Annotated in this window: 20 protein-coding genes; 13 read left to right on the forward strand and 7 right to left on the reverse strand. The window is 34.8% G+C overall.

Annotated elements, in window-relative coordinates; genetic code table 11:
- Positions 1–131: 131 nt before the first annotated feature.
- Complete coding sequence (gene aroB, locus GYM75_RS01425) at positions 132–1,211, reverse strand: 3-dehydroquinate synthase (RefSeq protein WP_220216413.1); 1,080 nt, start codon at positions 1,209–1,211, stop codon at positions 132–134.
- 120 nt (positions 1,212–1,331) lie between these two features.
- On the opposite strand from aroB, the gene GYM75_RS01430 reads away from it, so the two are divergent.
- Both GYM75_RS01430 and glnB read left to right on the forward strand, forming a co-directional pair.
- Positions 1,332–2,933, forward strand: a complete 1,602-nt coding sequence (locus GYM75_RS01430) for an NAD+ synthase (protein WP_220216414.1) — start codon at positions 1,332–1,334, stop codon at positions 2,931–2,933.
- A gap of 23 nt (positions 2,934–2,956) precedes the next feature.
- The gene (gene glnB / locus GYM75_RS01435) at positions 2,957–3,295 is read left to right on the forward strand and encodes a nitrogen regulatory protein P-II (RefSeq protein WP_065586186.1); all 339 of its coding nucleotides are present in this window, start codon (positions 2,957–2,959) and stop codon (positions 3,293–3,295) included.
- A gap of 7 nt (positions 3,296–3,302) precedes the next feature.
- On the opposite strand, the gene GYM75_RS01440 is transcribed toward glnB, so the two are convergent.
- Positions 3,303–3,926 (reverse strand): hypothetical protein, encoded by a 624-nt coding sequence (locus GYM75_RS01440; RefSeq protein WP_220216415.1) that lies wholly within the window; start codon positions 3,924–3,926, stop codon positions 3,303–3,305.
- A gap of 321 nt (positions 3,927–4,247) precedes the next feature.
- Here GYM75_RS01440 and GYM75_RS01445 point away from each other — a divergent pair, with 321 nt between their 5' ends.
- Positions 4,248–4,874: a TfoX/Sxy family DNA transformation protein gene (locus GYM75_RS01445; protein ID WP_220216416.1), complete on the forward strand. Its 627-nt coding sequence runs from the start codon at positions 4,248–4,250 to the stop codon at positions 4,872–4,874.
- Positions 4,875–4,999: 125 nt separating this feature from the next.
- Here the strand turns inward: GYM75_RS01445 and rhlB are convergent, their stop codons facing one another.
- Positions 5,000–6,232, reverse strand: a complete 1,233-nt coding sequence (gene rhlB / locus GYM75_RS01450; protein WP_220217266.1) for an ATP-dependent RNA helicase RhlB — start codon at positions 6,230–6,232, stop codon at positions 5,000–5,002.
- 154 nt (positions 6,233–6,386) lie between these two features.
- Between rhlB and trxA the strand changes: the two genes are divergently transcribed.
- From trxA to nrdG, 5 genes are all read left to right on the forward strand, one after another.
- Positions 6,387–6,713 (forward strand): thioredoxin TrxA, encoded by a 327-nt coding sequence (gene trxA / locus GYM75_RS01455; protein WP_220216417.1) that lies wholly within the window; start codon positions 6,387–6,389, stop codon positions 6,711–6,713.
- Between the two features lie 384 nt (positions 6,714–7,097).
- Positions 7,098–8,360 (forward strand): transcription termination factor Rho, encoded by a 1,263-nt coding sequence (gene rho, locus GYM75_RS01460; RefSeq protein WP_065555809.1) that lies wholly within the window; start codon positions 7,098–7,100, stop codon positions 8,358–8,360.
- Between the two features lie 178 nt (positions 8,361–8,538).
- Positions 8,539–9,954 carry an NADP-dependent phosphogluconate dehydrogenase gene (gene gndA, locus GYM75_RS01465; protein WP_220216418.1) on the forward strand — a complete coding sequence of 472 codons (1,416 nt, stop codon included), beginning with the start codon at positions 8,539–8,541 and terminating at the stop codon, positions 9,952–9,954.
- 376 nt (positions 9,955–10,330) lie between these two features.
- A complete protein-coding gene (gene nrdD, locus GYM75_RS01470) occupies positions 10,331–12,466 on the forward strand; it encodes an anaerobic ribonucleoside-triphosphate reductase (protein WP_220216419.1) in 2,136 nt (711 codons plus the stop codon).
- 17 nt (positions 12,467–12,483) lie between these two features.
- On the forward strand, positions 12,484–12,948 hold the full coding sequence (gene nrdG / locus GYM75_RS01475) for an anaerobic ribonucleoside-triphosphate reductase-activating protein (RefSeq protein WP_220216420.1): 465 nt from the start codon (positions 12,484–12,486) through the stop codon (positions 12,946–12,948).
- Positions 12,949–12,962: 14 nt separating this feature from the next.
- Here nrdG and can read toward each other — a convergent pair whose 3' ends face one another.
- From can to GYM75_RS01495, 4 genes are all read right to left on the reverse strand, one after another.
- Positions 12,963–13,622 (reverse strand): carbonate dehydratase, encoded by a 660-nt coding sequence (gene can, locus GYM75_RS01480; RefSeq protein WP_220216421.1) that lies wholly within the window; start codon positions 13,620–13,622, stop codon positions 12,963–12,965.
- 80 nt (positions 13,623–13,702) lie between these two features.
- Positions 13,703–14,761, reverse strand: a complete 1,059-nt coding sequence (locus GYM75_RS01485; RefSeq protein WP_220216422.1) for an FAD-binding protein — start codon at positions 14,759–14,761, stop codon at positions 13,703–13,705.
- Between the two features lie 372 nt (positions 14,762–15,133).
- The gene (locus GYM75_RS01490; protein WP_220216423.1) at positions 15,134–16,174 is read right to left on the reverse strand and encodes a GTP-binding protein; all 1,041 of its coding nucleotides are present in this window, start codon (positions 16,172–16,174) and stop codon (positions 15,134–15,136) included.
- A gap of 16 nt (positions 16,175–16,190) precedes the next feature.
- On the reverse strand, positions 16,191–16,388 hold the full coding sequence (locus GYM75_RS01495; RefSeq protein WP_065558673.1) for a YbdD/YjiX family protein: 198 nt from the start codon (positions 16,386–16,388) through the stop codon (positions 16,191–16,193).
- 295 nt (positions 16,389–16,683) lie between these two features.
- Here GYM75_RS01495 and murA point away from each other — a divergent pair, with 295 nt between their 5' ends.
- The 5 genes from murA (at position 16,684) to GYM75_RS01520 (ending at position 21,116) form a co-directional block, all read left to right on the forward strand.
- Positions 16,684–17,943, forward strand: coding sequence for a UDP-N-acetylglucosamine 1-carboxyvinyltransferase (murA, locus tag GYM75_RS01500; protein ID WP_220216424.1), 1,260 nt, complete (start codon positions 16,684–16,686; stop codon positions 17,941–17,943).
- A 50-nt stretch (positions 17,944–17,993) separates the two neighbouring features.
- Positions 17,994–18,569 (forward strand): DJ-1 family glyoxalase III, encoded by a 576-nt coding sequence (locus tag GYM75_RS01505; RefSeq protein WP_220216425.1) that lies wholly within the window; start codon positions 17,994–17,996, stop codon positions 18,567–18,569.
- 11 nt (positions 18,570–18,580) lie between these two features.
- On the forward strand, positions 18,581–19,486 hold the full coding sequence (locus tag GYM75_RS01510; protein WP_220216426.1) for a cation diffusion facilitator family transporter: 906 nt from the start codon (positions 18,581–18,583) through the stop codon (positions 19,484–19,486).
- 87 nt (positions 19,487–19,573) lie between these two features.
- Positions 19,574–20,536: a 6-phosphofructokinase gene (pfkA, locus tag GYM75_RS01515; RefSeq protein ID WP_220216427.1), complete on the forward strand. Its 963-nt coding sequence runs from the start codon at positions 19,574–19,576 to the stop codon at positions 20,534–20,536.
- 331 nt (positions 20,537–20,867) lie between these two features.
- On the forward strand, positions 20,868–21,116 hold the full coding sequence (locus tag GYM75_RS01520; protein WP_220216428.1) for a GNAT family N-acetyltransferase: 249 nt from the start codon (positions 20,868–20,870) through the stop codon (positions 21,114–21,116).
- Positions 21,117–21,215 lie beyond the last annotated feature (99 nt).

Here is a 21,215-nt window from a genome sequence, read left to right on the forward strand (position 1 = left end):
AACATATTCCGCATTAAATCTTATGTTTATAAATAAACGCTAATAAAACCTGATAGTGACTTAACCACTCAATATTATCCGTGCATGGATTAATAACGATAAAAACGTTGCTATTAGTTAATTAGTTCAATTTAAGTTCGCGCTATCGATTGTATGACTACATTTTTATCAATTCCATCAATCACTTCAGCATGACCAATCTGGGTTGGAATCACTAATCTCAGTTTGCCTGATAAGACTTTTTTGTCACGGAGCATGTGTGGTATATAAGATTCAATCGACATTTGTGTTGGTCTAACAACGGGTAGTTTGGCTTTTATGAGTAAATTTTTAATGCGATCGACTTCCGTCACTGAAAGTTTACCCAATATGGATGAAGTATGCGCAGCCATGACCATTCCCACACTGACTGCTTCACCATGTAGCCAATTGCCATAGCCAAGTTCGGCTTCGATCGCATGTCCATAAGTATGACCAAGGTTTAGTATTGCTCGCATATCTTGCTCGGTTTCATCTGCGGCGACCACTTGGGCTTTAAGCTCACAGCAGCGATAAATACAGTAACTTAGTGCATTTACATCTAAATTGAGTAAATCATTAATATGCAGCTCTAACCAATTAAAAAAATCACTATCTAAAATAATGCCATACTTAATCACTTCTGCTAAACCTGCCGAAAGTTCACGCTGTGGTAGCGTTTTTAGACAATGAAGATCAATGACAACTGCTTGCGGCTGATAAAATGCGCCGATCATATTTTTGCCCAATGGGTGATTAATCGCGGTTTTACCGCCTACCGATGAATCAACTTGGGAAAGTAACGTCGTGGGTACTTGGATGAATTTAATACCACGTTGATAAGCTGAAGCTGCAAATCCTGCTACATCACCAATCACGCCACCACCTAATGCAATCAGAATTGAATTACGGGTATGGTTATTGGCAAGTAACGCCGTTAACATCTTGTTCCATGTTTCCATCGTTTTGTATTGTTCACCGTCAGGAACAATAACACAATCCGTTTCAATGCCATGCGTTTTAAGCATGTCGATTAGATTTTGCAAATAAAGTGGTGCAATGGTTTCATTTGTTGCAATCATTACCCGTTGACCTGCTTGAAGTTTAAAATGTTCAAATTCATTAAGAAGGTTTTCACCAATAGTGATGGGATAGCTACGTTTTGCTAGTGCCACATTTAGAATTTTTTGCATAATTATTTCCAAACAAGTTCAAGTCGAGTTAATGTTGCATGTTAGCGATAAAAATGTGGCAGTGCAACATAGAATCATTTAAACTTATCGGCAATTTTGTTTTATGAAATTAAATTTTATATGGCTATATCTATTGTTTTAGCACAAAAAAATTGGCGTGTGGGTGATATAGAAGGCAATACTGAGCAGATTATCGAACTGATCAAGCGCCATTCATGCCACGACCTGATTATATTCTCTGAACTGGCTTTATGTGGTTATCCACCAGAGGATCTTATTTTCCGCTCCGATTTTAAAGCTCGTTGCCAAAAAGCGTTATTGTCTATTCAAGAGGTAAGCAAGCAGTGTGCTGTTATAGTCGGTCATCCATCCTGGCAAAATGGAGAAATCTATAATTCACTTTCATTTTTTTCGGAAGGGAAACAGTTGGCTTGTTATCATAAGCAGCTGTTGCCAAACTATGATGTCTTTGATGAAAAGCGTTATTTTACAGCCGGTAATCAAAATGGTACTGTAAATTTTAAAGGAAAAAAATTAGGGTTATTAATTTGCGAAGATCTTTGGCAAAATGATCCTATCGATCAGCTTAGTGAACAAAAAGTTGATTTGGTGATCACAATAAATGCTTCTCCTTATGATTATCAAAAACAGAAAAATCGTCAAGCATTGATCCAAGATCATGCTACACGAACACAACTACCGATTGTTTATGTTAATCAAATTGGAGGGCAAGATGAGTTGATCTTTGACGGCGGTTCGTTTGTTTGCAATGAAAAAGGCGAGATTGTTTGTCAACTTAATCATTTTGAAGAACAAATTACTCATTTTGAATTTGGACTCGATCATCCAGCATTGGAAATTCGTCAGGATCATGATTTAGCTTCTGTTTATGATGCGTTAGTGCTTGCGACACGTGATTATATTACGAAAAATGGTTTTCAAGGTGCAGTATTAGGGCTTTCAGGAGGGATTGATTCTGCTTTAACACTCGCCATTGCGGTTGATGCGTTAGGTAAAGATAAAGTACAAGCGGTAATGATGCCGTTTCGATATACTGCTGATATCAGTATCGCTGATGCTAAAGAAGAAGCCGAAATTTTAGGCGTAGAATTTGATATTGTATCAATAGAACCAATGTTTGATGCATTTATGTCGTCTTTAAGTCCAATGTTTGCAGGTACACAAAAAGATACCACTGAAGAGAATTTACAAGCCCGTTGTCGGGGTGTCATTTTAATGGCACTGTCTAATAAACGTCGCAGACTGGTGTTAACAACGGGTAATAAAAGTGAAATGTCGGTCGGTTATGCCACTCTTTATGGGGATATGGCAGGCGGATTTGATGTACTTAAAGATGTTCCTAAAACCTTGGTTTTTGCATTATCCAAATATCGAAATACACGATCTTATGTTATTCCAGAACGCGTCATTACGCGTCCGCCTTCTGCCGAACTTGCACCAGATCAGAAAGATGAAGATAGTTTACCTCCTTATGATATTTTAGATGGTATTTTAAAAGGCTATGTTGAGCAGGATCTTTCCGTTGCAGAACTGGTTGAGCAAGGCTATGATGAATCAACAGTAAGACGAGTCATAAAATTAGTTGATATTAATGAATATAAACGACGCCAATCAGCAGTAGGGCCTAAAATTACGGCACGTAACTTTGGTAAAGGCAGACGCTATCCGATTACTTCTGCTTTTGGATTTAAGAATTGGTAATATCGAATAAAAGGCAAATAGAGATGAAAAAAATTGAAGCGATTATCAAACCCTTTAAATTAGATGACATTCGAGAGGCGCTTGCTGATCAAGGTATTACAGGTATGACGGTGACCGAAGTTAAAGGTTTTGGTCGCCAAAAAGGACATACCGAGCTTTATCGTGGTGCTGAATATATGGTGGATTTTTTACCCAAAGTAAAAATTGAACTGATAGTTCCTGATGATATTTTGGAAATGTGTATTGAAACAATTATGAAAACCGCACAGACAGGAAAAATTGGGGACGGTAAGATTTTTGTGTATAACGTTGAACAGGTAATACGTATTCGAACGGGTGAAATGGATGAATCAGCTATTTAAAAAATATTTACTGAATATCTGGGCGTTCATGTTTCAATAATTCTGAGCTCACTGCACCTTGGATAGAACACATAAGTAAAGTTAAGTTTGCATTTTTTTCAAGTAATAATAATTTTTCAGCAGTGTTAGGTGCAGGAATGGTTTTTACACCGACTACTGTTCCTCTATTATCGTGCCAAACTTGAATGTCTTCGTTAATATTACGAATTTTAGGGTTAGCAATGTAAAGTTGGTTATCTTCCATAATTTTCCAATTTAACGTACTCAGTGTATTTTTGATTTTGTTAATATCATTATCAATAATAAATCCCCAAAAATAATATTTCCCAATTTTACCTAAATCCATGGCACTATCATAATACCCTTTAATTGTTAAGTTTTTATAAATAATAGGTGTTGAAAAATAGATAAAGTTTTTGGTGGAGTCAAATCTACTAGAGACAGGAATGTAAGCTAATTTTTCATCGATAGTTTGAACATTAGTGAATTTTTGTATTTCATTTTTATTATTATAAACAGCGGTAAAAAAATTAGGATCGCAAAGAATAAACGACTCAATTAAAGGTTGTTTACCTGCATGTGCCGTCAATGTAAAAAATAGAAGAAAAGGACCCAAAATTTTTTTTATCATGATAGTAGATCAAAGCAAAATGAATATTATTAATATGAACTAGTAAAGATTGTATAATTATTAAAACATAATAACAATCTCTAAGCTATTTTTCTTTATTTATAACCTATCAAATAAGTGTTAACACAATATTTTAAAACGTGTTTTTTTTAATAATAAAAATATCTATTTCAATAAGTAATACGATTTATGGAAGGTAGATCGCATAATTATGAATTGCTCGTAAAAATAGTTGGAGTATTTAAAAAAATACGATAGTTTTAATTGTAAAGTTAGTTATTTTAGTAATTTAATATAATAATTAAAACATGGAAATAAAATATGAGTTCAACATTTGCAAAAAAAATATTAAATAAATTTTCTACATTAGATGATATTTCAACTAAAACTTTTTTTGGTGGATTTAGTATTAACAGTGGTACGACAATGTTTGGTTGGATCGGGCCTAACGATTTTTATTTAAGAGGGCATGCATCTTATCGTTCTTTTTTTATTAAACAGGGAATGGAACCTTTAACTTTATCTTCAGGGATATCAACTAAATTGCTTGATTATTATAAAGTTAATGATGAATGGCTAGATGATCTCCCTAAATTACATTCGATTGCTAACATGGTAATAGAACACGCCAAACAAGAACAATTAGAAAAAAATGAGATAAAAACGAAGCGAATCAAAGAGCTACCCAACATGACATTATCACTTGAACGATTGTTATTTAGTGTTGGAATTAAAGATGTAGATACATTTCAAAAAATAGGACATTTAGAAGCATATCATAAGATCAAAAATAAAAAAGAAGAGATATCGATCAATATTCTCTTTATATTATATAGCTCATTGCAAAGATGCCATGTGGCTTCATTATCAAAAACAACCAAAAATGAAATTGAGCTTGCCTACAAATATTTTTTAGAAAATATGGCTCAAACTCCATATGCTGTTTAAATGATAGAGATTAAAGACCATTAACTCTATGAAAGAAAATAGGTTATTTGCTATCTAAAAATGAGTAACTTTAGTATGTAAACTCATTTTTAGATAACAATAATATTTTAAAACTATCTATCTATTTATTGAGAAGATGATCTTTTACGAGGAGGTCGTCTAAATGCTTTGGGTGTAGGTAAGTCAGTCAATAGTGCTGAAGGATCATATTGACTAACTGGAATAGCATGATCGATTGCTTTTTCAATGGCAGGTAAATTCTGGGAATAACGCTCACATGCAAGCGAAATAGAGTTACCATCTGCTCCTGCACGCCCAGTACGACCGATTCGGTGGCGATAATCATCACAATCATCAGGAAGATCATAATTAAATACGTGTGTTACATTCGGAATATGTAATCCACGTGCTGCAACATCTGTTGCAACCAGAATATCAATATCACCTCGTGTGAATTGTTCTAAAATTGATAAACGTTTCTTCTGAGCAATATCACCCGTTAATAATCCTACTCGGTGACCATCAGCAACTAAATGACGCCAAATTTTCTCACAAGCGACTTTAGTATTTGCAAAAATGATACAACGGTCTGGCCATTCTTCTTCGATAAGTGTCTGTAATAAAGCTAATTTATCTTCATTTGATGGAAAAAATAATTCTTCTTTAATGCGGTGACCAATTTTTTGTTCTGGTTCTACTTCAACATATTGAGGATTGTTCATATGCTCAAATGCAAGTTCGCGTACATTATGCGTTAACGTTGCAGAAAATAACATGGTTAAGCGTTTTTCTGGCGGTGTCATGTGTTTAAATATCCAACGTACATCTCGAATAAAACCTAAATCAAACATTCGATCTGCTTCATCTAAAACTACAACTTGGATTGATTCTAAATTAATATATTTTTGTTTAGCATAATCAATCAAACGCCCTGTTGTGGCAATTAAAATATCTACACCTGCGGATAACATCTTTAATTGTTTATCATATCCATCACCACCGTAAGCTAATCCTAATTTAAGGCCGGTTTCTTTCGCTAATAATTCTGCATCATGGTAAATTTGCACAACTAATTCACGCGTAGGAGCAATAATGATAGCTCTTGGTTGATTAACTTTATGGTCGGGTAAAGGTTGATGATTCAACAAATAATTAAATGTTGATGCCAAAAACGCCATTGTTTTGCCAGTGCCTGTTTGTCCTTGACCAGCGATATCAATTCCTTTTGTTGTGAAAGGTAAAGCTTGTTCTTGAATTGGCGTACAATAAACAAAACCTTTTTTTTCAAGTGCTTTTATCACTAATGGATGAAGTGGAAATTGATTAAATGTTGTTTTGGTAAGATAAGATTGAATCATTGTGATTTTAAAATTAATTATCGGAATAGTTAGATTATAACATACTAAACGCAATGGCATCACTAATAATTATGCTCTATTAGAATAATTACTGGCTAAGGAAATAAAAATATCCTAATATAAAACCATATAATTCTATTTGTGGAGATAATAAATGAGCAATAATATTGTTTCTCTTTCTGAAACGACTTTTGATAAGACTATCAAAGAAGCAACAAAACCCGTTTTGGTTGATTTTTGGGCTGAATGGTGTGGGCCTTGTAAAATGTTAGCCCCAATTTTAGAAGAAGTCGCCCAAGAATATAGTGATAAAATTGTGATTGCAAAATTAGATGTGCAAGAAAACCCGAATATTGCACCTAAATTTGGAATTAGAGGTATTCCAACTTTATTGATTTTTAAAAATGGGGAAGTTGTTGCAACTCAAGTGGGTGTCTTGTCTAAAGCTCAACTTAAGAGTTTTATTGATGAACAACTTTAAAGTTGCTTTACTTTTTTTAAGTATCAGATTCAGTATATTAATCAAAAAGAGTAATTAAATTGAGTATTACTCTTTTTTGATTGACTTTTTATACTAATTTTTACAAATTTATAAAAACAAACTCAATTTATTATAGACATATTACTGTTTTTAGTGTAAATTGCTAACTTCTTACGAAGATTCCTTTCTACAATTCATTGTTTTTCTTGATAAAGTGGTGAAAATTCTGCATTCAGCAAATATTAAATTATCATTAAAAGCTTCATAACTGATTGGATTTACGTATTGTCGGAGAAGGGATTATTTATAAGTAAATGAAATGAATAAACAAAAATAACATTAATTGCAAACATATCAATTTTATCCTCAAGAATTTTTAAAATTATGAATTTAACTGAATTAAAAAACACATCTGTTTCCGAGCTGGTAACGCTTGGTGAAAAAAAAATGGGGCTTGAAAACCTTGCCCGACTTAGAAAACAAGACATTATCTTTGCAATCCTTAAACAACACGCCAAAAGCGGTGAAGATATTTTTGGTGATGGTGTACTTGAAATTTTGCAAGATGGATTCGGATTTTTGCGCTCAGCTGATAGCTCTTATTTAGCTGGACCTGATGATATATATGTCTCACCAAGTCAAATTAGACGATTCAATTTAAGAACTGGTGATACCATTGCAGGTAAAATCAGACCCCCTAAGGAAGGCGAGCGTTATTTTGCTTTGTTAAAAGTGAATGAAGTCAATCATGACAAGCCTGAAGATGCCCGCAATAAAATTCTTTTCGAAAACTTAACTCCACTTCATCCTAATTCTCGTTTACGTATGGAACGTGGGAATGGATCAACTGAAGATATCACCGCCAGAGTACTTGATTTAGCTTCACCAATTGGTAAAGGTCAACGTGGTTTAATCGTTGCTCCGCCGAAAGCGGGTAAAACAATGTTGTTGCAAAATATTGCTCAAAGCTTAGCGGTCAATCATCCTGAGTGTGAACTGGTCGTATTGATGATTGATGAACGTCCAGAAGAAGTTACCGAAATGCAACGTTTAGTTAAGGGTGAAGTGGTAGCATCAACCTTTGACGAACCAGCAGCAAGACATGTTCAAGTTGCTGAAATGGTTATTGAACGAGCAAAACGCTTAGTTGAACATAAAAAAGATGTCATTATTTTGTTAGACTCTATTACGCGTTTAGCTCGAGCTTATAACACAGTGGTTCCGTCATCAGGTAAAGTATTAACCGGTGGTGTCGATGCTAATGCGTTACATCGTCCAAAACGCTTTTTTGGTGCTGCTCGTAATGTCGAAGAAGGTGGTAGTTTAACGATTATTGCCACTGCGTTGATTGACACGGGGTCAAAAATGGACGAAGTGATTTACGAAGAGTTTAAAGGTACGGGTAATATGGAAGTGCATTTATCTCGTAAAATTGCTGAGCGTCGTGTATTCCCAGCTATTGATTTTAACCGTTCAGGTACGCGTAAAGAAGATTTAATGACTTCACCAGATGAACTACAAAAAATGTGGATCTTACGCAAGATTCTTAACCCTATGGGTGAAATCGATGCAATGGAGTTTTTAATTGATAAACTTGCCATGACGAAAACGAATGACGAGTTTTTTGAAATGATGAAACGCTCGTGATTTTTATGGTAGAGATGTTAAACCAGTAAAGTTATAAAAATGCCGTATTCTATGCTGATACGGCATTTTTTGTGGCAAATATAGCATAATTTTATTTTATAAAACTTATTTAAAGTTTTGGATGTTGTTAAAAACCTTATTAAAAAGGTTGTATAAGATTAAATAAAGGAGCCAAATCATGTCTAAACAACAAATCGGTGTTATTGGAATGGCGGTCATGGGGCGTAACCTTGCGCTCAATATTGAAAGTCGTGGGTTTTCTGTTGCTATTTACAACCGTTCTAAAGATAAAACAGAACAAGTTGTCGCTGAGCATTCCGATAAACAATTGGTTCCTTACTTTACGATTGAAGATTTTGTCAATGCTTTGGAAAAGCCGCGTCGTATATTAATCATGGTTCAAGCAGGTAAAGGAACTGATGCGGTGATTGATGAATTACGTCCTTTACTTGATAAAGGCGATATAATCATTGATGGTGGTAATGCTTATTTTGAAGATACGATTCGCCGTAATAAAACACTTTCTGAAGAAGGATTTAACTTTATTGGTGCCGGTGTTTCAGGTGGTGAAGAAGGTGCTCTAAAAGGTCCTTCAATTATGCCTGGTGGACAAAAAGAAGCGTACGAATTAGTTGCTCCAATCTTAGAAAAAATTGCTGCTAAAGTTAATGGTGAGCCTTGTGTCACCTATATAGGGCCAAATGGGGCTGGTCATTACGTCAAAATGGCTCATAACGGTATTGAATATGGCGATATGCAATTAATTGCTGAAAGTTATTCTTTATTAAAACACGCAGCAGGTCTAAATAATGACGAGCTTGCTCAAGTTTTTACTGAATGGAATAAAGGTGAATTAGATAGTTATCTCATCGAAATTACGGCCGATATCTTTAAACATAAAGATAAAGACGGTAATTATTTAGTGGATGTGATTCTTGATGCAGCAGGTAATAAAGGAACGGGTAAATGGACAAGCCAAAGTGCTTTAGATTTAGGTGAACCCTTATCATTAATTACAGAGTCAGTATTTGCACGCTACCTTTCAGCAATTAAAGAGCAACGTGTTGTGGCATCTAAAGTTTTAAGTGGTCCGAAACAGGCTGCTTACTCGGGTGATAAACAAGCGTTAATTGAAAAAATCCGTAAAGCACTTTATATGGGTAAAATTATCTCTTATGCTCAAGGCTTTGCTCAATTAAAAGCTGCCTCCCATCAATATCAATGGAACTTGAATTATGGTGAAATTGCGAAAATCTTTAGGGCAGGTTGTATTATTCGGGCTCAGTTCTTACAGAAAATTACTGATGCTTACGCGGCGGATAACGAAATTGATAATTTATTACTCGCTCCATACTTCACGCAAACCGTCGAAGCTTACCAACAATCACTGCGTGATGTTGTGTCTTTAGCTATACAACAAGGTATTGCTGTACCGACATTATCTGCCGCTATTGCATATTATGATAGCTATCGTTCAGCGGTATTACCGGCTAATCTCATTCAAGCACAACGTGATTATTTTGGTGCTCATACTTATAAGCGTATCGACAAAGAAGGTGTTTTCCACACTGATTGGTTGAACAATGAGTCATAGAATATAAAAACTCACTACTGTTTAAAAAATAAAGTGCAAGTGAGTCTTGCACTTTTTCTTTGTGCTTGATGTTTCTTTGCAAAACAATCTTTCTTATCTTTAGGCTTTACATATCAAAAGACTTATCGTGCTTGGCTTAAAGCTTGTCAAGTAATTTAATTTCGTAAAATATCTAGAAAAGCACAATATATGGTGTATAATCTCAATATATCTACTATATATAGTATTATTTAAGCTGTGTGAAAATCTCTGTCTAGCTCAAAAGCACTTAATATTCTTATAAGAAACGAATAATTCTTAATAATTACAATGAATATTAATATGTGCACTAAACTTTGCCCAAGCGCTAATTATTAATGAATATTGAGGAGTATATATGCCTGTAGTTATCAAACGTGATGGTTGCCAAACTGCGTTCAATGAGATTCGCATTAAAGATGCTATAGTCAAAGCTGCTGTTGCAGCGAATGTTAATGATCCAGATTATTGTGCTGACGTTGCTCGTATTGTTACCAATCAGATGAGCGAACGTGAAAGCGTTGATATCAATGAAATCCAAAATGCCGTTGAAAATCAATTAATGTCAGGTCCTTATAAAAAATTAGCGAGAACTTATATCGAATACCGCCACGACCGTGATCGTGCCCGTGAAGAGCGTAGTCGTTTAAATCAAGATATTCGTGGGTTAATCGAACAAAGTAATGTGGCTATTTTGAATGAAAATGCCAATAAAGATAGTAAAGTGATTCCAACTCAGCGTGATCTACTGGCAGGGATTGTGGCAAAGCATTATGCTAAACAGTATTTGTTACCAAAAGATGTTTCTCGTGCTCATGATGTTGGAGAAATCCATTATCATGACTTAGATTATGCGCCTTTCTTTCCAATGTTTAACTGCATGTTAATTGATTTAGATGGAATGTTAACCAATGGTTTTAAAATGGGTAACGCCGAAATCGAACCGCCAAAATCTATTGCAACTGCAACTGCGGTTACCGCACAAATAATTGCTCAAGTCGCAAGTCATATCTACGGTGGAACAACAATCAATCGCATTGATGAAATATTAGCAAAATTTGTAACCATTAGTTATCAGAAACATAAACAGATTGCTGAAGAATGGGATATTCCTAATCCTGAAGCCTATGCAGAAAGTCGAACGCAAAAAGAGTGTTATGATGCGTTTCAATCGCTTGAATACGAAGTTAATACCTTACACACTGCTAATGGTCAAACACCATTTGTAACTTTTGGTTTTGGTTTAGGTACCAGTTGGGAATCACGTTTAATTCAAGAATCCATATTAAAAGTGCGTATTAAAGGTTTAGGTAAAAATCACAAAACCGCAGTTTTCCCTAAACTTGTTTTTGCTATTAAAGATGGTATTAATCGTCAGCCTGATGACAAAAATTACGATATTAAACAACTTGCATTAGAGTGTGCAAGTAAACGTATGTACCCTGATATTTTAAACTACGATAAAGTTGTTGAAGTGACTGGTTCATTCAAAACACCTATGGGATGTCGAAGCTTTTTAGGTGTTTATGAAGAAGACGGTGAACAACTTCATGACGGTCGTAATAATTTAGGTGTGATTAGTTTAAACTTGCCACGTATTGCCATTGAAGCAAAAGGTAATGAAGCAAGCTTTTGGGAACTTTTAGATAAACGTTTAACGCTTTGCAAAAAAGCCCTGATGACACGTATTGCCCGTCTGGATGGCGTTAAAGCACGTGTTGCACCAATTTTATATATGGAAGGGGCATGTGGCGTAAGGCTAAAAGAAGACGATAGTGTGTCTGAAATTTTCAAAAATGGTCGAGCTTCAATTTCGCTTGGTTATATTGGGCTTCATGAAACATTAAATGCATTATACGGTAATCAAACACATCCTTTTGATAGCGAAATTTTACGAGAAAAAGGCGTAGCTATTGTTGAACATTTACGTAAAGCGGTTGAACAATGGAAAGAGGAAACCGGTTATGGATTTAGTCTATACAGTACACCAAGTGAAAACTTATGTGATCGCTTCTGCCGTCTTGATACAGCTGAATTTGGTGTTATACCGGGAGTAACAGATAAAGGATACTATACTAATAGTTTTCATTTAGACGTTGAGAAAAAGGTCAATCCGTACGAAAAGATTGAGTTTGAAAAAGCGTATCCTGCGGTGGCAAATGGTGGGTTTATCTGTTACGGTGAATATCCAAATATGATTAACAATGTTAAAGCGTTAGAAGATGTTTGGGATTATAGTTATTCTCGAGTACCTTACTATGGTACTAATACGCCAATTGATGAATGTTATGAATGTGGTTATACCGGTGAATTTTCATGTACCAGTAAAGGGTTTGTTTGTCCAAGTTGTGGTAATCATGATTCTGCCAAAGTCTCGGTAACTCGCCGTGTTTGTGGGTATTTAGGTAGTCCCGATGCACGTCCATTTAATGCAGGTAAACAAGAAGAAGTTAAACGTCGTGTTAAACATTTGGATAATGGGCAAATTGGTTAAAAAATTATTACCTATTTATGAACTATCATCGTTACTATCCTGTTGATGTTGTAAATGGTGAAGGTACTCGATGTACGCTTTTTGTTGCAGGCTGCGTTCATCAATGTCGTGGCTGCTACAATAAAAGTACATGGTCATTAGATTCGGGTTTACCATTTACACAGTCAGTAGAAGACCAAATCATCAAAGATTTACAAGATACAGAAATAAAACGTCAAGGATTATCGCTTTCTGGCGGTGATCCTTTGCACCCTCAAAATGTGCCTACAATTTTAAAATTGGTCAAACGTGTAAAAACAGAATGTGATAATAAAGATATCTGGCTTTGGACAGGCTATAAACTTGATGAGTTAACGCCCGAACAACAGGCTGTTATCCCTTATATTGATGTCTTAATTGATGGTAAATTTGTTCAAGAACAGGCCGATCCAAAGTTATTATGGCGAGGAAGCAGTAATCAAATTATTTACCGCTTCAAATAAATATGAGCCAATAATTATTGTTCTTTGTGTAAATTTAAAAGATAAGAAATCGCTTCCCGATAATTAATTTCAAGATTTTCGCTACTTGATGAAGTAATATGCAAATCGGTAATCTTACCGTTACCAATACCATACACCCAACCATGCAAATTGACTTTTTGACCGCGTAACCAAGCTGACTGTATAATGGTTGAATGCCCTAAATTATAAACTTGTTCAATAACATTTAATTCGCATAATATATCCATGCGAAGTTCAGGCGAAAATTTACCAATTAGTGAACTATTTCGGAACCATAGGTCACGAATATGTAACAACCAATTATTGATTAAACCAAGATCTGGATTTTCGACCGCAGCTCGAATACCCCCACAGTCCAAATGACCGCAAACAATAATATCTTCAATTTTTAGCACATCAACAGCATATTGCACGACCGATAAACAGTTAAGATCCGTGTGAATTACTTGATTGCCGACATTTCTATGGACAAACATCTCTCCCGGTTTGAGTTTGATCAGTTTTTCTGCTGGAACACGGCTATCCGAACAGCCGATCCATAAAAATTTAGGGTTTTGTTTAACTGCAAGTTGTTTAAAAAATTCAGGATCTTCCTGTTCAATCTTTTCTGACCATTCGTGATTAAAACGAATTAAATCGTTGACGTCAAACATAATAATTATTTCCTAATCTATTTCATCGATATTATTAAACTAATTTATTATTTAATTAACAGTAGGCAGTCTAATATAATTTATTCCATATTTATATGCTGAATTTTACTTTTCATGATTAATTTACGCCAGAAAGGGGTAGTTAATATTTTGGCTTTGACTATTTTACTGTATAGCTTTAATCGTAACGGCAATGTTTTAAAATAGTATCGTTTATTTGGATCGGGATGAGCGCTATTTAAAATTTTGCTTAAAATCTCGGCGCTATCAAGTGCATAGCTAATTCCTTCTAAAGAACTGGCACTAATAAATCCTGCCGCTTCACCAATTAAAAAAATATTTTCGTTTCCAGTATAAAAATCACGAAATCGGTTTGGATAAATCACTAAGCATTTTTCGGTCTTATGGGGTTCCCCGAAAATAAATCCTTGCTGAGTTAATTTTTCTTTCAGACTTTCAAAATGTTTATTGGCTGTTTTTTTGGGAAATGCGCCACCAAAAATGAATGAACCATCTTTTGAAATGCTCCAAGCATAACAATTGGTTGATTGATTATCAAAAATACAAGAATAAAAGGGATGAGGATGCTTTTCTGCAAACCATTGTTGTATGGCAACATATTGCCTTATTGAATGGGAAGGATAGCGCATTCGTCTGACGAGTGAATTTGCGCCATCTGCACCAACAACATAACGAGTAGTGATTTTATGCTCTATATTATTTTCATCAAGATAAGTAATTTGATAACCTTCTATAATACGCATCACTTCTTTACATAATGCATTGTGATGCACTTCAACAGATGATGGGATAAGTGATTTTAACCATAAGTCAAATTTATGTCGATTAAAGCTAACATAGGTGCGTTGATAATTACGAACAAGGTTAGTTTGTAAATCGTAAGTTTTAACACTAAAAATTTGAGGATCCGATAAAATATCAGTAGGCAAATTAAGCTTTTGCCGAATAAATGATTTTTGTGCATCATTCGCTAATAATCCACCACAAGGCTTATGAAAACCTGCATCGCCAGATTGATGCTTTTTATCGAATGCAATAATTTTAAATGATGGGCTAAGTAAACGTGCTAAGGTACTGCCTGCAGGTCCAAGACCTACAATTGCGATATCATAATCCATACTATTGAGTCATTTATCATGTTAATTTTAAATGGCGCCTATGTTATCATAATTGAATTTAATATTACTATTATGTATGCGACTTTGTGTATATAATTTGTCTCTAAATTGCTGGCAAATCAACCTTTTTGTGATTACATTAGTGATTTCATAGAATTAAAAAGTAGCGTTGATTCCCGTTTTTATTCTGATTTTATGGAACAAAAGGAATAAAGATAAAAATGGTACCCGCTTAAATGAGAAAATAGGTATTGGGTGATATAAAATAAAATTTAACCGTTATTAAATACTCATAAAGGAGAGTGAATACGATATATTATTTTCAATAACGGAATAAATTGATGTAATACCCCATTGAATGCAAGTTAACAATTATGTTTTCATGGTTTCTAAAAATGCCTTATTTAACTCGTCAAAAGGTAGAGGACGACTAATAACAATTAATTTAGACATTTTTTCTTGTTCATTTTGCCAAGGCGAACCATAATCAAATCCTACCACTTTATGAACACCTTGCACTATTAAACGTTGTGCATTCCCTTTGATAGCCAGTACACCTTTATAACGCAACATGTCATTACCATATTGCTCAACAAGTTGTTCCATAAATGCCCCTATCTTTTTTAATTCAAGTTCTTTTGCTTCGAAAAGATAGGAACAGATTTCATCATTTTTAAGTGAATGAGATTTTTTTAATGGAATGAGTTTAAAGCCTGATTGGTGTTTTGAGCTTGTGTCAATGACAAACAAGCCTCGATTAATGATGAGTTCATCACTCAAATCAAATGCGTGAATATCTAGCCATGCTGATTTTGGAATTTGACCATTAACCGCTTCAATTATCATTGCTTTATGATTAATATGGTGAAGTCGGTTTATAACATGATTTTTTTGTTCATCATCAACACAATCCGTTTTCGTTAAAATAATGCGATCTGCAAAACCGATCTGTGAAAGGGCGACTCGATGTTCATCAAGATGTGTTAGTATGTGTTTAGCATCGACTAAAGTGATTATTGCATCTAATTGAATCGTTTCTCGAATCAATTCATCAATAAAAAATGTTTGTATGATTGGCGCAGGATCGGCAAGGCCTGTCGTTTCAATAATAAGACGATCGAATTGTAATTCACCTGCGATGCGTTTAGCATGCAGTTGATGTAGTGCTTCAGTTAGTTCGCCTTGAATAGTACAACAAATACAACCATTAGTAATTTCGACAATTTGAATATCCGTGCTGACATTAAGTAAATTACTGTCAATATTTACCGGTCCGTATTCATTTTCGATAATAATTGTTTTTTCGTTGCGGTTATTTTCTAATAAATAATTAATTAACGTTGTTTTTCCTGTACCAAGAAAACCAGTTAATATCGTGACAGGAAGTAAAGAAGAATTAATTTGCTCAGTCATGACATATTCTTAATTGTTAACAACATTTAAACCCACCTTTGCCTGAATAACGTGCTTCTTGGCGTTCTTTAAAAAACTCTTCATAAGTCATTGGTGTTTGTTCTGGATGGGTCAACTTCATATGTTGAACATAAGTGTCATAATCGGGAATACCAACCATTAACTTAGCAGCTTGCCCAAGATACTTACCAGCTTTTGCGAGTGAATCAAACATGTCTTTTCTCTTAAATAAAAATGTTTTTGTTAAGTAATAATATCACACTAAATATGACAAATTTAATGGCGATTACTCTAAATAACACGGCTTAACTATAAGGTGCTTGTTTATTTGAGTCAATCATTGTTTAGCGGGATTTTATCAATTCATAAACAATATGGGAAAGTCTTTAATAAATCCCTTTTAAAAATAATGATAAAGTTGGTTTTTTTAGATATCTTATAAAATTCATTTATCTATTAGCAAATAACTTTTATAATATTTGCCAATTTATCAAACATAAGAGTTAACAATGGAAAAGTTTCACGTTACAGGTCCAACCTCACTTAATGGCGAAGTCGTTATTTCTGGCGCTAAAAATGCAGCGCTTCCAATTTTATTTGCAGCGATTTTAGCTGAAAAACCAGTTGAACTTCAAAATGTGCCTAAATTGAAAGATATTGATACGACTTTAGACTTATTAAGTCAGTTAGGTGTGAAATGTCAACGTAATGGTTCGATTCATCTTGATGCGAGTCATCTTGATAACTATTGTGCTCCTTATGAACTTGTTAAAACAATGCGTGCATCAATTTGGGCTTTAGGGCCGTTGGTTGCGCGTTTTGGACAAGGGCAAGTTTCGTTACCGGGAGGCTGTGCTATTGGTGCCAGACCTGTTGATTTACATATCACTGGCCTACAACAATTAGGCGCAACAATTACCTTAGATGAGGGCTATGTTAAGGCTTCGGTTGAAGGACGATTAAAAGGTGCTCATATCGTAATGGACAAGGTAAGTGTTGGCGCTACAGTTACTATTATGTCTGCTGCCACCTTAGCAGAGGGCAAAACGATTATTGAAAATGCCGCTTGTGAACCAGAAATAGTTGATACAGCTAAATTTTTAAATATGTTAGGGGCAAAAATTACGGGTGCAGGAACTGTTCGTATCGAGATTGAAGGTGTTGAGCGTTTAGGTGGTGGCGTGCATGAGATTGTTTCAGATCGTATTGAAACTGGCACTTTCCTTGTTGCAGCGGCAATATCCAAAGGTAAAATTACATGTCGTAAAACCGATCCAACGCTACTTGATGCCGTCATTGCTAAATTGAAAGAAGCTGGTGCAAAAATTGAAACCGGCGAAGATTGGATATGTTTGGATATGGAAGGTAAACGTGCTAAGGCAGTCAATATACATACCGCACCACATCCTGGCTTTCCAACAGATATGCAAGCTCAATTTTCTCTATTAAATATGGTTGCACAAGGAACGGGAATTATTAAAGAAACGATTTTCGAAAATCGATTTATGCATGTACCTGAGCTTGTGCGTATGGGTGCCAGAGCTGAAATTGAAGGTAATACATTAATTACACATGGTGTTGAAAAACTAAGTGGAACGCAAGTCATGGCAACTGATTTACGCGCTTCAGCAAGTTTGGTTCTTGCCGGCTGTATCGCTGAAGGTTCAACTATTGTTGATCGTATTTACCATATCGACCGTGGTTATGATAATATAGAAGATAAATTGAGAAAATTAGGCGCTAAAATTGAAAGGATTAAAGTCAATTAATCCTATCTAGTCTTTGTGATAACGGTTGACATGTTAAAAGGAGAACAATAATGACTAAACAAGCATTAGTATTCTTATCTGAAGGTTGTGAAGAAACTGAGGCCGTTACCACTATTGACTTATTGACCCGTGCAGGTATAAAGGTTATCACTGCAAGTATTTCTCATTCACGTGAAGTTGCGTGTTCTCGTGGGGTAACTATCCTTGCACAAAAAGTATTTTCCGAAATTAAACACACTGATTTTGATGTGGTTATCTTGCCGGGTGGTTTAAAAGGTGCGGAAAATTTTCGTGATTGTCCTGAGTTAATCGAAAAATTAAAACAAACACATCAATCAGGTAATATTGTTGCGGCCATTTGTGCATCTCCTGCAATGGTTTTACAATATCATCATTTATTCCCTCATGCTTTTATGACCGGTTATCCAACAACTAAAGATGCATTTAAACATTGGAAAGCTGAAAGAGTATACTTTGACGAACAGTATAAAATCATTACTAGCCAAGGTCCTGCGACTTCAATTGATTTTGCTTTAAAAATTATTGATGCTTTATTAGGTAAAACTAAAGCAGCTGAAGTTGCTGAACAGTTAGTACTACCATCAGGAATTGAATCCTATCAATAAATAGGTATCAAATGTCAAATTCACATTTGTACGAAACATTAGTTAAAAAAGCGACATTAAGCGCCGTCTTAATTTCTATTTTCTTAATTACTATCAAATTAATTACTTGTTGGTTCACGGGGTCAATCAGTTTATTTGCTTCACTGCTTGATTCAAGTATAGATTTAATCGCATCCGGTCTAAATTTCTTTCTCGTGAGATATGCATTAAAACCTGCTGATGATGATCATACTTTTGGTCATGGTAAAGCAGAATCACTTGCTGCTTTAGCACAAAGTACGTTTATTATTGGATCTGCGACAATTTTGCTTCTTTCCAGCATTAAATCAATTGTTCATCCTACAGCACTTGAGGTTCCATTATTTGGTATCATCGTGTCTGTCATTTCGACAGTCATTACTTGTGCCTTAGTGTTATATCAACGATATGTGATAAAAATTACGCAAAGCAAAGCAGTGAAAGCGGACATGCTACATTACTCTTCGGATATGTTTATGAATGTCGCAGTAGTAATCGCACTCTGTTTAAGTTGGTATGGCATTACTTATGCAGATGCTGTATTTGCTTTTTTTATCGCTTTATTCATTTGCTATAATGCTTACCATATTGCCTACAACGCTATACAAGATTTGCTTGATCGCGCATTGCCTGATAGTGACAACCAAAAAATAGCAGAAATTGTGGCATCATTTCCACAAGTACATGGTTTTCATGATTTAAAAACCAGACAAGCAGGGCCTGTAAAATTTATTCAATTACACATTGAACTTGATGATAACATGCCATTAGTAAAAGCGCATGCTATAACCGATGCGGTTGAAAAACATCTTTCTAATGAATTTGCGCCTGCCACAGTCATTATTCATCAAGATCCTATATCGGTTGTTCCTGCTGAAAAAATGAGTGATAAATTATAACCAAAAATAGCTTTTATATTCTATTGTTAGATATCTGTTAAAACTCTATAATAGTTAAAAGTTAATTATTATTTGGAGTTATGTTGTATGATAAAAAAAATTGGTATCTTAACCAGTGGTGGTGATGCACCAGGGATGAATGCTGCGATTCGTGGTGTGGTTAGAACGGCATTAACGGAAGGATTGGATGTTTTTGGTATTCACGATGGTTATTTAGGGCTTTGTGAAGATCGAATTACTCAGTTAGATCGTGCTAGTGTGTCAGATATTATTACACGAGGCGGTACATTTTTAGGTTCAGCGAGATTTCCTGAATTTAAAGATAAAGAGGTGAGAAAAAAAGCAATAGCGAATCTTCAAAAACACCAAATCGATGCATTAGTTGTCATTGGCGGCGACGGTTCTTATATGGGAGCAATGCGATTAACCGAAGAAGGATTCCCTTGTATTGGTTTACCCGGCACAATTGATAATGACATTCGTGGCACGGATTATACTATTGGCTATTTTACTGCACTCAGCACCGCCGTCGAAGCTATCGATAGATTGCGTGATACTTGTTCTTCTCATCATCGTATTTCTGTGATTGAGATTATGGGACGTGATTGTGGTGATTTAACTTTAAATGCAGCTGTAGCTGGCGGTTGTGAATTCATGATTATCCCTGAAGTTTCTTATACTAAAGAAGACTTAATTGAAGAAATTAAACTCGGTTTTGCTAAGGGTAAAAAACATGCTATTGTAACCGTTACTGAGCATATGTGTGATGTTAATCAGCTTGCAGCTGATATTGAAGCTGCTGTACATCATGAAACCCGAGCTACTGTGCTTGGTCATGTTCAACGAGGTGGTTCACCCGTTCCTTACGATCGTATTTTAGGTTCTCGTATGGGTGCTTTCGCTGTCGAATTGTTGCTACAAGGTCATGCTGGACGCTGTGTAGGTGTACAAAATGGTAAATTAGTTCATCACGACATCATAGAAGCAATTAATACAATGAAACGTCCTTTTGATATGGAATTATATAATGTTGCTAAACGTCTATTTTAGCGTTTGCAATAATCATTAACAGGTTCAAAAAGCGATAAATCAACTGAAGGTGAATAATTGATTATAAGGTAATCTACTTTATTTAACAAAAATTCACCTAATTGATATAAAATTTATATTAAACTTTTGTACCATCTCATTTTCTAAATTATTTTTTTCATCAAAAAGCATGCTCCAAATTGTGTTTAATTGAAGATATAAAAATAATATTTATTCTGGATATAACTTATTTATACATCTGAAATCTTTTTAGTCTAAAGCCATGCAATAGATCTTTGTTAAAATACCGAATAACCAAGCAACTTATCGTTTTTCTAAATAGGAGAAGATCATGTCGCTAATATATAAAGAAGAACCCGAAAGATTTTGTATTATGGATAATAATAAAGAAATTGCAGAAATGACATTTTCTCGTGTAGGACAAGATAAAGCGACGATTAACCATACTTTTGTTGATTTAAAATACAGAGGTAAAGGTTTGGCTGACAAGTTACTCGATCTCACGGTAAAAAAGTTGACAGATGAACACAGGGAGATTATTCCTATATGTTCATTTGCAGCTAAAAAACTCAAAAAATAAGAGTGTTAATTAATTATAAAAAAAGTTTAATTAATATAATTTAAAATGTAGGAGTGTTATAAATACTTATTATTGTGATCTGATTATATGATACAGTAT

The sequence above is a fragment of the Gilliamella sp. ESL0441 genome, assembly GCF_019469185.1.
Classification (GTDB): Bacteria; Pseudomonadota; Gammaproteobacteria; order Enterobacterales; family Orbaceae; genus Gilliamella.

Excerpts from the sequence above, each read along its gene's own strand:
- pfkA (WP_220216427.1), top strand. The coding sequence starts at position 19,574 with ATGATAAAAAAAATTGGTATCTTAACCAGTGGTGGTGATGCACCAGGG.
- murA (WP_220216424.1), top strand. The coding sequence starts at position 16,684 with ATGGAAAAGTTTCACGTTACAGGTCCAACCTCACTTAATGGCGAAGTC.
- nrdG (WP_220216420.1), top strand. The coding sequence starts at position 12,484 with ATGAACTATCATCGTTACTATCCTGTTGATGTTGTAAATGGTGAAGGT.
- rho (WP_065555809.1), top strand. The coding sequence starts at position 7,098 with ATGAATTTAACTGAATTAAAAAACACATCTGTTTCCGAGCTGGTAACG.
- GYM75_RS01490 (WP_220216423.1), bottom strand. The coding sequence starts at position 16,174 with ATGACTGAGCAAATTAATTCTTCTTTACTTCCTGTCACGATATTAACT.
- aroB (WP_220216413.1), bottom strand. The coding sequence starts at position 1,211 with ATGCAAAAAATTCTAAATGTGGCACTAGCAAAACGTAGCTATCCCATC.
- gndA (WP_220216418.1), top strand. The coding sequence starts at position 8,539 with ATGTCTAAACAACAAATCGGTGTTATTGGAATGGCGGTCATGGGGCGT.
- trxA (WP_220216417.1), top strand. The coding sequence starts at position 6,387 with ATGAGCAATAATATTGTTTCTCTTTCTGAAACGACTTTTGATAAGACT.
- rhlB (WP_220217266.1), bottom strand. The coding sequence starts at position 6,232 with ATGATTCAATCTTATCTTACCAAAACAACATTTAATCAATTTCCACTT.
- GYM75_RS01505 (WP_220216425.1), top strand. The coding sequence starts at position 17,994 with ATGACTAAACAAGCATTAGTATTCTTATCTGAAGGTTGTGAAGAAACT.
- GYM75_RS01495 (WP_065558673.1), bottom strand. The coding sequence starts at position 16,388 with ATGTTTGATTCACTCGCAAAAGCTGGTAAGTATCTTGGGCAAGCTGCT.
- GYM75_RS01430 (WP_220216414.1), top strand. The coding sequence starts at position 1,332 with ATGGCTATATCTATTGTTTTAGCACAAAAAAATTGGCGTGTGGGTGAT.
- GYM75_RS01445 (WP_220216416.1), top strand. The coding sequence starts at position 4,248 with ATGAGTTCAACATTTGCAAAAAAAATATTAAATAAATTTTCTACATTA.
- GYM75_RS01485 (WP_220216422.1), bottom strand. The coding sequence starts at position 14,761 with ATGGATTATGATATCGCAATTGTAGGTCTTGGACCTGCAGGCAGTACC.
- GYM75_RS01510 (WP_220216426.1), top strand. The coding sequence starts at position 18,581 with ATGTCAAATTCACATTTGTACGAAACATTAGTTAAAAAAGCGACATTA.
- GYM75_RS01520 (WP_220216428.1), top strand. The coding sequence starts at position 20,868 with ATGTCGCTAATATATAAAGAAGAACCCGAAAGATTTTGTATTATGGAT.
- glnB (WP_065586186.1), top strand. The coding sequence starts at position 2,957 with ATGAAAAAAATTGAAGCGATTATCAAACCCTTTAAATTAGATGACATT.
- GYM75_RS01440 (WP_220216415.1), bottom strand. The coding sequence starts at position 3,926 with ATGATAAAAAAAATTTTGGGTCCTTTTCTTCTATTTTTTACATTGACG.
- can (WP_220216421.1), bottom strand. The coding sequence starts at position 13,622 with ATGTTTGACGTCAACGATTTAATTCGTTTTAATCACGAATGGTCAGAA.
- nrdD (WP_220216419.1), top strand. The coding sequence starts at position 10,331 with ATGCCTGTAGTTATCAAACGTGATGGTTGCCAAACTGCGTTCAATGAG.